This is a genomic window from Flavobacterium cupriresistens (assembly GCF_020911925.1).
Classification (GTDB): Bacteria; Bacteroidota; Bacteroidia; order Flavobacteriales; family Flavobacteriaceae; genus Flavobacterium; species Flavobacterium cupriresistens.
In genome coordinates this window covers 689830-703321 of record NZ_CP087134.1, presented here as the reverse complement: position 1 = coordinate 703321, position 13492 = coordinate 689830, and the positions used below count along the sequence as shown (strand labels likewise).

The window sequence follows — 13492 nt, the reverse complement described above, 5'->3', positions numbered from 1 at the left end:
ATTATCAATCGTCCTATGTAATTTTAAGAAAAGAACTAGCGGTTAGAAATCTTCGATTATACAAATTTGGTCAACTAAAATCAATTGGAAAAACCTCGTTTCCAATACTTTTAAGTTTTGTTCCAATTAAAGAAGTATCTGGTTCTCGAACTCGGGTTCTTTTAAGATTATGTGCACATGTTCATCAAAACATAAATTCATTTATAAGACAGTCCATTTTTGTAAATGAAATAAGTATTTCAAGACATTTCGATACAAGTTTATACAGCGCTTAAGATTTTTTAAGCATTTATGCTACTCAGAGCATAAGATGATATCATAATGTCTAATCATTTATCATTTACAAAATGTATAAACAAAATAAAACACGTTTAGAGCAATCTAAGCGACTACTTCATTAGATAAAACGAAAACTCCTTTTAGTAATGACCGCCTTCATGTTAGGAATGGCAAACGGGATGCACACAGAGGATACAAGAGTTAAAGGCAATCAAAATTATACGGAACAGCATAAAAAAGACTAAGAATTTTGGATGATTTGTCATTTCGAAGAATGAGAAATCGCGCAAGAAACGTTACACAGAAAGCCGCTAATCTTTGTCGAATTACCAGTGTGATTTCTCGACTTCGTTCGAAATGAACAAACTATACCGTATATTTTACCCTTTTCGAGTTTCAGGATTCAAGTTTCAAGTTTTGGACTATTACTTACTGTTTTTGGGATCATCACAATTCTGTCATTTCGAGCGAAGTCGAGAAATCACACACGTTGATCCGTTTCTGTTTTTCGCAATTTTGTCATACTGAGGAACGAAGTATCTTCACAAGTAATTCCATAAAGTGAAGTTCAGCGGTATGGATTCAGCAAACGTAAATCCTTCGTTCCTCAGGATGACAAACTGTACGGAGTTTTTTGTATGATTTCTCGACTTCGCTTGAAATGACAAAAAAGGCGAATTGCGTCGATTAACGCAAGCAAGATATAGACGGACAATAGAATAGTAGTATAAAAAAACCGAAGCGTTAAAACTTCGGTTTTTTATAAGCCACAAATTGGAATTTGGAATTTAAAAATATTGGAATTTTTAGTTCTCCCACTTATAATAACGAGCCCCAATCAAATTAGGGATTTCTTTTTCGATTCGATCCAGAACCCATTCTTGTTTGGGTGTTCTGATGCTTACTTTTTGTTCTTTTTTGTGAAGTCTCTCGTAAGTTTCAAAATCAATTTCTACACTTTCAGTTAAGTTTTCAAAAAGTTTGGTTTGGCTTAAAGTCGATCGCCATTCGGGTTGAATAGTTCCTTCAAAAACTTTTGATTTTGATCCGCTTCCGTAAGCTAAGAATCCGAATTTAGTTCCAGAAATATCTTTTTTGGTGTCATAAAAATGCGCCAAAGTCGATAGTAATCCCATGAAAATAGAACCTGTGTAAAGATTTCCGATTAAAGAAGAAGCCAATTCTGCGGGTTGCAATTTTTCGGTTACAAATTTTTTGTAGTCCTCTGATTTTCCAACTTCTTTAATTTTGTTCTGATAATCTGCTGGCTGGATATCGTCAGCTATAATTTTTTCGGGACTGTCTAAAGCATAAATTTCAGATAACATTCGGCGTCCCTGAAAAGAATAAGGCAAGTGCATGATGATACTGTGCCAGGTGTTGTATAAAGTTTCGGTAGTGTTTTTTAATTTTTTGAATGAAAAGTAGGCAGTACGCGTACGATCCATATAACACTGATTCGAATACTGACCGTCAAAAACCGGTTGATCTTTATGGATTTCGATTTCAGCTTCTAAATTATCAAACCAAGGGTCGTTGTTTTCGTTCTGCGCAATTGTTTCTTTCGAAATGCTTCGGTACGGCTTGAAAAAGTCAAAAACGCCTTTTGTACTTGTTGCCCAATTTTCATCAAAAGCAATAATTCTTGGGTTTGAAGTTACCAACATGGCCAAAGCTCCGGCGCCTTGTGTGTATTCTCCGGTGGAGTTTAAATCGTATTTGGCAAAATCTGTCGTAACCACAATTGCTTTTTTGGTTGGATTCAGTTTTACAAAGTCCATACAGTTTTGTAACGCATCAACACCACCAATGCAAGCAAATGTAAAATCGACAACATCGCATTCGGCTAAAGAATCTTCGCCAAACTTTTGTTCCATTAAAGCAATCAGGAAAGAACTGATCGGTTTTGAATTATCGATAGCACTTTCTGTTCCGACATAAATCCGGCTGATCTCGTTTAGGTTTATTTGATTTTCGGTAATTAGTTTTGTTAAAGCGTTGGCTCCAAAAACTACTGCATCCTGGTGTGCATCCGGTAAAGTCATTTTGATTAACCCAAGTCCTTTTTCTAATTTTTCGGGTTCTATATTTCTGGCGGTTGCCAAAGTTTTGATAGGTAAATGTATGTTGGCTACATCAAAAGAAATAGCGTCAATTCCTGTTTTCATTCTCATTTTTTTTGAAGCGGATAAAGGTAAAATTATGCTCTTAGAATTCTGTTGTTTTAAAGCAATAAAATTAGCGCCTCCTATATTTTTGAGGAAAACAAGTCAAAAAGTACTAAAAAATAGCAATTTGATAATTATATAAAATGCAGGTTTTGGAGAAAATGGCCGCGTAATGAGACTTATTTTGTTGTTTTATAAGAATTTGAATAATTGACGGAGAGGCTTTTTAAAATGATTATAAATAAGAGCGAAATGGTTGTAGTTCACTTGTATTTACTTTATTTTTGTATAATTTTTTAAAACAAACTACTTAAACTCTTATGGCACAATCTGCACTATTGAATGCTTCCATCTTAAAGAAAGTGGCTATGGCTCTTTCGGGAATATTCTTAATCACGTTTTTAGCGCTGCATGTTTCCTTAAATTTTATTTCTATTATTAGTGAAGACGTTTTTAACGAAGCTTCTCACTTTATGGGATACAATCCGCTGATACAATATGTAATGCAACCTGTTTTGGCAGTTGGTGTAATTTTCCACTTTGTAATGGGATTTATATTGACAGCACAAAATAGCGCAGCAAGACCAATTGCATACGCAAAATACAATGGAGCGGCTAACGCTTCTTGGACTTCAAGAAATATGATTATTTCTGGACTGGTTATTTTAGCATTCTTAGGATTGCACTTTTATGATTTCTGGTTTCCTGAAGTTTCTTATAAGTATATAGCAGGAACTGCACCGGATGCTACAAGATATTATGGTGAGTTAGTTCACAAATTTCACGATCCAATTCGTACAGGAATTTACTGTGTGTCTTTCGTGCTTTTAGGGTTCCACCTTTGGCACGGATTCAGTTCGTCTCTTCAATCAGTAGGGATGCACAACAAATATTCCAGATTCTTAAGTAAAATCGGTTATGGATTTGCGGTTGTAGTACCGGCACTTTTCGTGATAATCGCTTTAGTTCATCATTTCAATAATTAATATCAATTATAATGGCATTAGATTCAAAAATCCCAAAAGGTCCAATCTCGGACAAATGGACAGATTATAAAGATCACATTAATTTAGTAAACCCTGCTAATAAACGTAATTTAGATATTATTATCGTTGGAACAGGTTTAGCTGGAGGTTCTGCTGCGGCTACTTTGGCTGAATTAGGATATAACGTAAAAGCATTTTGTTTTCAGGATTCACCAAGACGTGCGCACTCTATTGCTGCACAAGGTGGTATCAATGCAGCAAAAAATTATAAAGGTGACGGTGACTCGGTTTACAGATTGTTTTACGATACTGTAAAAGGTGGAGATTACCGCGCACGTGAGGCAAACGTTCACCGTTTGGCTGAAGTTTCGGCTAATATTATTGACCAGTGTGTGGCTCAAGGGGTGCCATTGGCTCGTGAATATGGCGGATTATTAGATAACCGTTCTTTTGGAGGAACTTTGGTTTCTCGTACTTTTTACGCACAAGGACAAACCGGACAACAATTATTGTTAGGAGCTTATTCTGCAATGAACCGTCAGATTGGTCGTGGAAAAGTAAAAATGTACAACCGTCACGAGATGTTAGACATCGTAATCGTTGATGGAAAAGCAAGAGGTATTATCGCTCGTAATTTAATTACAGGAGAAATAGAAAGACATTCTGCTCATGCTGTAGTTATTGGTTCAGGAGGATACGGAAACGTATTTTTCTTGTCAACAAATGCTATGGGAAGTAATGCAACAGCAGCTTGGAAAATACATAAAAAAGGAGCGTTTTTCGCGAATCCTTGTTATACACAAATTCACCCAACTTGTATTCCGGTTTCAGGAGATCACCAGTCAAAATTGACTTTGATGTCTGAGTCGTTACGTAATGACGGTCGTATTTGGGTTCCTGCAAAACAAGAAGATGCAAAAGCAATTCGCGAAGGAAAGAAAAAAGCAACTGATTTATCTGAAAGCGAAAGAGATTATTTCTTAGAAAGAAGATATCCTGCTTTTGGTAACTTGGTACCACGTGACGTTGCGTCTCGTGCTGCAAAAGAAAGATGTGATGCCGGTTTTGGTGTTAACAAAACAGGTGAAGCAGTTTACCTTGATTTTGCTGCAGCTATCGAACGTTACGGAAAAGAGGCAGCTTACGTAAAAGGTTTAGATGCTAATGATACAGCGGTGGTTACTAAATTAGGAACTGATATCGTAAAAAGTAAATACGGAAACTTATTCCAAATGTACTTGAAAATCGTTGATGAGAATCCTTATGTAACGCCAATGATGATTTACCCTGCGGTTCACTACACTATGGGTGGAACTTGGGTTGATTATAACTTAATGACTACAATTCCTGGATGTTTCTCAATCGGAGAGTCTAACTTCTCAGATCACGGAGCAAACAGACTTGGGGCTTCTGCCTTGATGCAAGGTTTAGCAGATGGTTATTTTGTATTACCTTATACTATTGGAGATTATTTAGCTCCGGATATTAAAATGGGTGAAATTTCTACAGATTTACCGGAATTCGTAGAAGCAGAGAAAAGTGTAAAAGATCAAATCGACAGATTTATCAATAATAAAGGAACTCATTCTGTAGATTATTTCCATAAGAAATTAGGAAAAATCATGTGGGATAAAGTAGGTATGGCTCGTAATGCTAAAGGTTTGACTGAGGCGATCGAAGAAATTGCTGCTTTACGTGAAGAGTTTTATAAAGACGTAAAAGTACCTGGAAGTGCTAATGAATTTAATCAGGAGTTAGAAAAAGCAACTCGTGTTGCCGATTTCCTTGAGCTAGGAGAATTGTTCGCAAAAGATGCTTTACACCGTAATGAATCTTGTGGAGGTCACTTCCGCGAAGAATATCAAACAGAAGAAGGAGAAGCGCTTCGTGATGATGAGAATTTTGCATACGTTGCAGCTTGGGAATACAAAGGAAAACCAAGTGATGCCGTATTACACAAAGAAGCTCTGGTTTATGAAAACATCAAATTAGTACAACGTAGTTATAAATAGTATTTCGCAAAGTCGTTATACTTAATACTGATACAAAATGAAACTTACACTAAAAATATGGCGTCAGAAAAACGCCCAAGATAAAGGAGCAATCGTTGATTACCCAATTGACGGAATTGAACCAGATATGTCTTTTCTTGAAATGCTTGATGTTCTTAATGAGCAATTAATCAATAAAGGAGAAGAGCCAGTAGCATTTGACCACGATTGTCGTGAAGGAATCTGCGGAATGTGTTCTTTGTTTATTAACGGAGAAGCGCACGGACCAGACAGAGGAGTTACAACTTGTCAGTTACACATGCGTATGTTTAAAGATGGTGATACGATTTTTATCGAGCCATTTAGAGCAAAAGCATTCCCTGTAATTAAAGATTTAGTTGTTGACAGAAGTTCTTTTGACAGAATCCAACATGCAGGAGGATTTATCTCGGTAAATACTTCAGGGAATACAATTGATGCCAATACTATTCCGATTAACAAAGACGATGCAGACAAATCTTTTGATGCTGCTGCTTGTATTGGTTGTGGAGCTTGTGTGGCTACTTGTAAAAACTCATCAGCAATGTTGTTCGTTTCTGCAAAAGTATCTCAATATGCTTTATTGCCACAAGGTCAGGTAGAAGCGGTTGATCGTGTTTTAAACATGGTTCACCAAATGGATGCTGAAGGTTTTGGTAACTGTACCAACACCGGAGCTTGTGAAGTAGAATGTCCAAAAGGAATTTCTCTTGAAAATATCGCACGTATGAACCGTGAGTATTTAGCAGCAAGTTTAAAAGGATAATAAAATAGCATTTAGTTTATAGAAAAAACGCATCCGCCTTGGCAGATGCGTTTTTTTATGCGCTTATTCGTAATACAATTGCGAGCTGTTTATTTCCTGTTTTTCTTTTCCTTCTTGTTGTATAAAACAGTTTAGAGTGGTTCCTCCAACCTGATCAAAATAGCTGATATTGAGTTTGTGGAATCCTTTTTCGAGTTGTACGGCACCATAGGCTTCATTTAGCCAATGAATTCCGTCATTGTTAACGACTAGTTCATCGTCTATAAAAAGCTTCGATCCGTCATCTGAAAGCGTCGAAATGGTATAGTTTGCGGTTTCGGACACATAGATATACCCGTCGAATTTTAAGCCGATATAACGCTCTGTTTTGGTTTTCCATTTTTCACTGCTGATGGCACCTTCAAAAATACCTGAGTTTAGAGGTTTTGCTAATTCTAAATCTTGTACTTGTTGAAAGAGAGTTCCGGTATAGTAGTTATATTTTAAGCCCTGTTTGGTTGGTTTTATTGCTAAAGCCGGTTTTAAATCAGGATTTCGAACCAAAATTTTATTAATGGAACTTTTTCTTCCACCGGGACTAATCTGAACTGTTTTGATGATTCGATATTCTCCTTTTGGGACATTTATGGTAACCGGTTTTTCATAAAGTACCGTAGTCTCGTCCGGATTATAACCGTCTATAGTATAGAAAATTTGCCCGTTTTTGATTGTTGGCACTAGATTTAAAGTGTATTTTGATGCAATTAGTGCTGTTTCCTCAGAACCAAAAGGCGTTGGGACTTTGTACAATCTTTTTTGAAGTTCCAGTTTTTCCAAGTGATGTGGCATTCTTTTTAAAACAAAACTGTTGTAATTTTTGTTTTGAGGTTGTGTCCAGGCAATTTCTGCCAAAGCAAAAACTCTTGGATAAAGCTGGTAATTTAATTTCGCCGGGTTGGTTAAGTATTCCGACCAAAGATTAGACTGTACACCAATAATGTATTTTTGCTCTTCAACAGTTAAGCTGTCCACAGGAGTTGGATTGTAATTGTATATTTTGTCGACTGTAATTAATCGTCCTACTGTCAAAGGTTCTTGGGGCGAATACCCTTGATTGTAATCTAAATAAAGAACTTGTTCGGGATTCATAATTACAAAGTGCTTCTGTTTTGCGGCCGCAATTCCTCCGGATTCTCCGCGCCAGGACATTACCGCTGCATTGGGAGCAAGTCCGCCTTCAAGCATTTCATCCCAACCCAGAATTTGTCTTCCGTTTGCATTCAGAAATTTTTCTATTCGTGTAGTCAGGTAAGTTTGTAGTTCATGTTCGTTTTTTAGTCCTAAATCTTTAATCTTTTTTTGGCAATTCGGACAAACTTCCCATCGGGCTTTTGGGCATTCATCTCCTCCAATATGAATGTATTTGCTTGGGAATAATGCAATAACTTCAGTAAGAACATCTTCTAAAAAAGTAAAAGTTTCTTCTTTTCCGGCGCAAAAAATATCTTCGAAAACACCCCATGATTCCACAACTTTGTAAGTGCGATCCGGAAAGCAGGATAAATTAGGGTAGGCGGCTAAAGCTGCTGTTGCATGTCCCGGCATTTCAATTTCGGGAATGATATTTACATAATGGGCCTCAGCAAATTTAACGACATCCTTAATTTCTTCTTGTGTGTAAAAACCACCATAAGGATTGCCGTCAAAGAAACGTGGAAATCTTTCAAACTTATTCCCAACCAGTGTTTGTGCTCTTTTAGATCCAATATCGGTTAGTTTCGGGTATTTTTTTATTTCAATTCTCCAACCCTGATCATCAGTTAAATGCCAGTGAAAATTATTCAATTTATAGTACGACATCTGACGGATGAAATCTTTTATAACGTCTGCCGAAAAAAAGTGACGGCATACATCCAAATGCAATCCGCGGTAAGCGTATCTGGGTTCGTCTTCGATGGTGAGACAAGGGAATTTTATTTCTTTTTTATCAGTCAGTTTGTTCGGTAAGAGTTGCAGCAAACTCTGAACGGCATAGAATAATCCTTCTTCTGAGCCTGTAACGCTGATCTTTTTTGAAGTAATACTAATTTTGTAAGCTTCTTTGCTTAAGGAAGTTGAAGGGTTTTTGGTACTGAATTGAACTTCGACCGTACTCTTTTTTGAAGGAAGGCTTCCGTTAATGACCGTTTCAAAAAGTTGTGCTGTTTTAAGTTCTTTTGGACTGAATTTATTGTTCTCAAAAACAACTTTGATTTGTCCGTTTAAACGAACACTGTCGCCTGTTGCTTTATAGAAGTTTGGTGCCGGAATTATAGTATTGTTTTCAGAAGTGGCTTGTGCATTTCCGAAGGAATAACAAAACAGCAAAAAAAATAGAAGGCTTTTTTTCATGGTTTATTTTGGGTTAGTTATAAACAAATATATTGTTTAGGAATCTATTTGCAAAAAATATGCAAAACTTAACATTGCTTAAATGTCTTTGAAATAGCGGAATTAACTTTTTTATTGCGTCATGTTGTATTTTGTTTCGCAATAATCTTGCATTAATTGTTTACATTTGTTTAATAAAATGTATTTTCATGAACAATGATAATGAGATAGTAAATTATACTAAGGAAGAACGTAAAAGTCATATTTTAAAAGAAATTAATTTGCACACTCGTGTGAGTTTTGAAACGCTTTCTGTTAAACTATGCGTTTCAGAAGATACCGTTAGACGCGATATTAATGAACTCGAATCGGAATCCTTATTGATTAAAGTAAAAGGAGGTGCGATGACCAAAGCCTACCACCACTCTTCATCAAATCAAACGTATGCAGGCGAGTCGAAACAAATTATTGCGCAAAAAACAATAGGACTTCTTCATGATGGTATGGTTTTGTTAATTGGTGGCGGAACAACCATTAGGGAATTTATTCGTTTGATTCCAAATGATTTGAGTCTGACCATTTTTACGGTTACTGTTTTGTCTGCTGTTGAACTTCTGGATAAACCTAATGTTAAAATTATCATGATCGGTGGTAGCATTTCGTCTTACAGCCAAATGTGTGTGAGCGGTGATGTATACAATCAATTGGCTAATATTAAAGTCGATTTATTGATTTTGGGAACCAATGCTTTAGATATTGAAGGCGGTTTCTCAGATTCTGATTGGGAAACGGTTCAGGTGAAAAAAGCAATGATTCAGGCTTCACAAAAAACAGCCATTCTAACTATTTCCGAAAAATTGGATACCGTTCTAAAAATGAAAATTGCCAACTTATCCGAGGTAGATTATGTAGTGACCGAAGTAGAGCCTGATCACGAAAAATTACAATCCTATAAGAAGGCAGTTCCAAGTTTAGTGTTTGTTTAATGCCAGTTTTTCATTAAAAAATTAATCCAGTTCTGGTGAAAGATGCTTTTTAGATCTTCATCAGTATAGCCATTGTTTTTAAAAATCAATACCAGTTTCTGTAAATCGGCAATCGTATCTAAATCATACGGACCTTGCTCGGTTCCAAAAGCGCCATCCAGATCTGAACCTACGCCAATGTGGTTGGCATTTCCTGCCAATTGGCAAATGTGATCCATGTGTCTGAAGACCGTTTCCAGATTACATTGTGTGCCTAAAGGGGTTGAAACGCCTCTTTCCCAATTTGGGACTAACATCCAGGCATCTAAAGCACCACCGATAACTGATCCTCTTGAGATTAATGCTTTAATCATTTCGTCGCTGTATTGTCTGTTATGATCCACAAGACTTCGGCAGTTGTTGTGACTTGCCCAAACCGGACCGTTGTAATGATCCAAAGCTTGCCAGAAAGCATCGTCACATAAATGAGTGGCATCTAAAATAATATTCAGACGTTCCATTTCTTTTAATAAATCAATTCCGTTTTGATTCATTTTTCCCGTTGCATCCGTTCCGTTCGCGTAACGTCCGGGGCCATAATGAGCGGGTCCAATGGCTCTTAATCCATAATTGTAGGCTTTCTCTAAATAGGAAATGTCTACAATCGAATCGGCTCCTTCTAAACTCAGGATATAACCAATGGGTTTTTTATCATTTGGGGTACCATCATTCCATAGATCAATTTGCTTTTGAAGCGATTTTTTATCGGTAATGGCAACCATTTCACCGGCTTCCTCCATGCATTTGTACCAGTTTAATTGCCCCTGCGTTTGCGCCCAGGCTTGCTCGGGAGAGTTCCAACCCGGAATGCTGCTGCCCGGTTTTACAAAACGTGCTATTTGAGTGGCGACTACAATGCCAATATTGCCTTTTCGCAGATCAGGAAACGAAACTGTTGCCCGTTCACGATCCGGTTTGTCGGTCATTCCTTTTTCTAAATGGCGTAACGTTTTTACATCATTCCTTAAATCTCGGTTCCATTCCATTGCATTCATGCTCAGGTCTAAATGGGCATCTATTATAAACATAGTGGGGATCTTAAATTTTAAATACTAATTTTTCTGTTGCGCGCCTCGACAACCCATTGGTCACAGATTTGATGTGCCGCATTGACAATCTGAACGGTCTCGTAAAGAGCGCAGGTAGGGCAGACGTGGTACGGAATGGCATAAATAATATCGCCAATTTTATACTCGTTTTTGCCTCGGTTTTCTATAATTAAATGTTCTTCTGAATGGGCGGTCGGGACCAAGTTTTCATCATTCAAAATCACTAATCTTTTGTCTATCGGATTTTCTGAAGCAACTGCTTTATAACCAATATCAATGCAAAATGTTGAAGAACTTGGTGTGGAAATAATGGTTCCGACAAGAACTGCTGCCGGTTTAAAGTGTTGTTCGGGTAAATTTAGACTGTAATTAATATCCCAAAAAACAAAAGTGCCCGGACTGCATTCTACGTTTTCTTGTTCGGAATAAAAAGGAAATGTATTAGAACCTCCCGCAACAATTTTCAGTTCGTAATTTACTTGTTGCTGTAACGTTTCTATTTTTTGATTGATGATTGAAAAAGAATGGGAAGCGTCTAGTTTTCGTTGTTCAACACTACCTTTTAGATGACCGTCGTAAATGTGAATTCCGGCAAAATGAATGTTCTCCAGTTGCATTATCTCTGCCGCTAAAGCAATCCAATCTTCAGAAACCGAAAATCCTGTTCGGTTCATTCCGGTATTTAGATCCAGATAAACGGTAAGTTGTACTTGCTGCTTTTTTGCACTTTCATTTAATTCTTTTGCGGATTCTATATTGTCGACGATAGTTGAAAATTCTGAAAGAGGATATTTCTGAACTAAAGAAATCCATCTTTCCCCGCGTAATCCAACAGGCTGATAGGCTAATAAAATATCCGAAATTTGATGAATTGCGCAAAGTTCTGCTTCAGCAATTGTGGCGCATTTGACTTTGTTTATGCCATACACTTTAAACAAATCAAGAATTTCTCCGGTTTTGTGTGTTTTAATGTGAGGACGTAACTTCTGCACATCACCTTTTACCGTCGCAATCAAATGTTCGATATTGTGTTGTAAACGGTCTTCATAAACAGCCAAAAAAGGAGTGTCGATAAGTGTTTCGGAATTAATTTTCCACCAATTTTCTTCCATGATTTAGGTTCTTGTTTTTTCGATAACTTCAATTAAATTTTGAAAGGCTTCAACTGATTTTTCATAAGTCAATTGAGCTAATAGTTCTTTAGAAAACAAATTAGATCCGATACCGACACAGACAACGCCAACTTTAAACCAGGATTTTAAGTTGGTTTCTTCTAAAGTCACGCCACCGGTAGGCATTAGCTTTAAGTCCGGAAAAGGAGCTTTTATTGCTTTTACATAGCCAGGCCCGCCAATTTTATCGGCAGGAAATAATTTGACTATTTCTGCTCCTAAATTATTAGCATGCAGTATTTCGTTTAAAGTGGCAGCTCCGGGAATCCAATACACCATGTTTTTAAGGCAATAAGCGCCAATTTCTAAATCGGTGTGCGGACAAACGATACAATCTGCTCCTAATTGATGATAAGTTTGTGCATCCTGTAGGGTCAAAATAGAGCCAACGGCTATTTTTAGGTCTAATTTATGGGCATTTCTAAACGCAATCATTTGGCTGAAAACCTCCTTTGCATCATTTGAACGTGCTGCAAATTCGATAATTTTAATACCGGTTGCTGCAGCTGATTTCAATAAGATCTCGGCAGTTTGAATGTTGATTTGAGTTACTAACGGAAGTACACCTTGAGCTTTTAAAATGCTGTACATATCTGGGGAAATTTATCTGTTAATTCTATTACTTGAGCCATTTTTAATAAAATGGCTGATCTCGGTTGGGGTGCTGATGGCAAAATCTCCCGGTATACTTTGTTTAATTACGCCACAGGCCGTTGCCCAATCTATAATTTCCTGACCGGAAAAGGCTTTGTTGAGTCCGTAAAGCAAACCTGCTGTAAAGGCATCTCCCGAACCAATTTGGTCGGTTACCAATTGTATTTTGTGTTCTGTGGTTTCGTAAAAATGATCTTCATGTGCCAATAACCCTTTATACAAATGAGCCGGCCCGTCTGATTTTCTAAAACTCATCGCAAGCGTTTTTAGAAAAGGCATTTTTGCTTTTAATAATTCGAATGTTTTCTGAAAACGATTGACATCGGATTCTTTGGTGTCGGTTTTGATTCCGAAATAAATTTCGATTGCGTCTAAATCGGCAATAGTGATGGTGCTGTAATGAAGCAGTTCGGGCATAACCTCAGCCGGTTTTTTGCCGTATTGCCATAGCTTCGATCTGAAATTAAAGTCAGAAGAAATCGGTAATCCTTTTTGGTGTGCAGCAAGAATGGCCTCTTTGCAAACCAATGCAGCTTCATAAGAAACACCGGGACTAATTCCCGACCAGTGAAAATGTGTGGCATCGTTCAAAACAAGATTCCAGTCAATTTGCTTTTCTTTAATGGTGGCGAAAGAAGAGTTACTTCGGTCATAGATCACCTGCGATTGTCTGATTTGATTTCCGGCTTCAACAAAATACAGTCCCAGACGTTCTCCGCCATAAATGCAATTCGAAGTGTTTACTTTGTATTTCTGAAGTTCGTTTAAGGCTAATTGTGCCAAATCATTTTGAGGCAATCGTGTGATATAATCGGTGTGGATTCCTAATTGAGAAAGTAAAACACAAACATTGGCTTCGGCTCCGCCAACATGAATGCGCATTTCGTTGGCTTGCGTAAATCGATATCCATTCGCGACATTCATTCGGAGTAATAATTCTCCAAAAGTTGTAATTTTTGTTTGTGAGGTATTTGTATTCATGTTTATAATTTTTGTACAGATTAATAACGTAAA

General features: G+C 37.2%; 10 protein-coding genes. 4 read left to right on the top strand and 6 right to left on the bottom strand.

Annotated features, from left to right (window positions below; all coding sequences use genetic code 11):
• Positions 1–1085: 1085 nt before the first annotated feature.
• A complete protein-coding gene (locus LNP23_RS03295) occupies positions 1086–2447 on the bottom strand; it encodes a hydroxymethylglutaryl-CoA synthase family protein (protein WP_230003722.1) in 1362 nt (453 codons plus the stop codon).
• A gap of 320 nt (positions 2448–2767) precedes the next feature.
• On the opposite strand from LNP23_RS03295, the gene LNP23_RS03290 reads away from it, so the two are divergent.
• Genes LNP23_RS03290 through LNP23_RS03280 form a run of 3 tightly spaced genes read left to right on the top strand, consistent with a single transcriptional unit; the run spans position 2768 to position 6229 of the window.
• Positions 2768–3433 (top strand): succinate dehydrogenase cytochrome b subunit, encoded by a 666-nt coding sequence (locus LNP23_RS03290; protein WP_047776755.1) that lies wholly within the window; start codon positions 2768–2770, stop codon positions 3431–3433.
• Between the two features lie 11 nt (positions 3434–3444).
• Positions 3445–5445, top strand: a complete 2001-nt coding sequence (locus LNP23_RS03285) for a fumarate reductase/succinate dehydrogenase flavoprotein subunit (protein ID WP_230003720.1) — start codon at positions 3445–3447, stop codon at positions 5443–5445.
• Between the two features lie 37 nt (positions 5446–5482).
• Positions 5483–6229 (top strand): succinate dehydrogenase/fumarate reductase iron-sulfur subunit, encoded by a 747-nt coding sequence (locus LNP23_RS03280; protein WP_047776761.1) that lies wholly within the window; start codon positions 5483–5485, stop codon positions 6227–6229.
• A gap of 63 nt (positions 6230–6292) precedes the next feature.
• On the opposite strand, the gene LNP23_RS03275 is transcribed toward LNP23_RS03280, so the two are convergent.
• Positions 6293–8599, bottom strand: a complete 2307-nt coding sequence (locus tag LNP23_RS03275; RefSeq protein ID WP_230003718.1) for a family 20 glycosylhydrolase — start codon at positions 8597–8599, stop codon at positions 6293–6295.
• A 188-nt stretch (positions 8600–8787) separates the two neighbouring features.
• Between LNP23_RS03275 and LNP23_RS03270 the strand changes: the two genes are divergently transcribed.
• Positions 8788–9564 carry a DeoR/GlpR family DNA-binding transcription regulator gene (locus LNP23_RS03270; protein ID WP_047776765.1) on the top strand — a complete coding sequence of 259 codons (777 nt, stop codon included), beginning with the start codon at positions 8788–8790 and terminating at the stop codon, positions 9562–9564.
• Here LNP23_RS03270 and LNP23_RS03265 read toward each other — a convergent pair.
• From LNP23_RS03265 to LNP23_RS03250, 4 genes are read right to left on the bottom strand one after another with little or no spacing between them, the layout of a single operon-like run.
• Positions 9561–10631, bottom strand: coding sequence for a dipeptidase (locus LNP23_RS03265; protein WP_230003716.1), 1071 nt, complete (start codon positions 10629–10631; stop codon positions 9561–9563). The two genes, LNP23_RS03270 and LNP23_RS03265, sit on opposite strands and share 4 nt — an antisense overlap.
• A 17-nt stretch (positions 10632–10648) precedes the next feature.
• Positions 10649–11764 (bottom strand): D-TA family PLP-dependent enzyme, encoded by a 1116-nt coding sequence (locus LNP23_RS03260; RefSeq protein ID WP_230003715.1) that lies wholly within the window; start codon positions 11762–11764, stop codon positions 10649–10651.
• A 3-nt stretch (positions 11765–11767) separates the two neighbouring features.
• Positions 11768–12415, bottom strand: coding sequence for a bifunctional 4-hydroxy-2-oxoglutarate aldolase/2-dehydro-3-deoxy-phosphogluconate aldolase (locus LNP23_RS03255; RefSeq protein WP_230003713.1), 648 nt, complete (start codon positions 12413–12415; stop codon positions 11768–11770).
• Positions 12416–12427: 12 nt separating this feature from the next.
• The gene (locus LNP23_RS03250; protein ID WP_230003712.1) at positions 12428–13459 is read right to left on the bottom strand and encodes a sugar kinase; all 1032 of its coding nucleotides are present in this window, start codon (positions 13457–13459) and stop codon (positions 12428–12430) included.
• Positions 13460–13492: the final 33 nt, after the last annotated feature.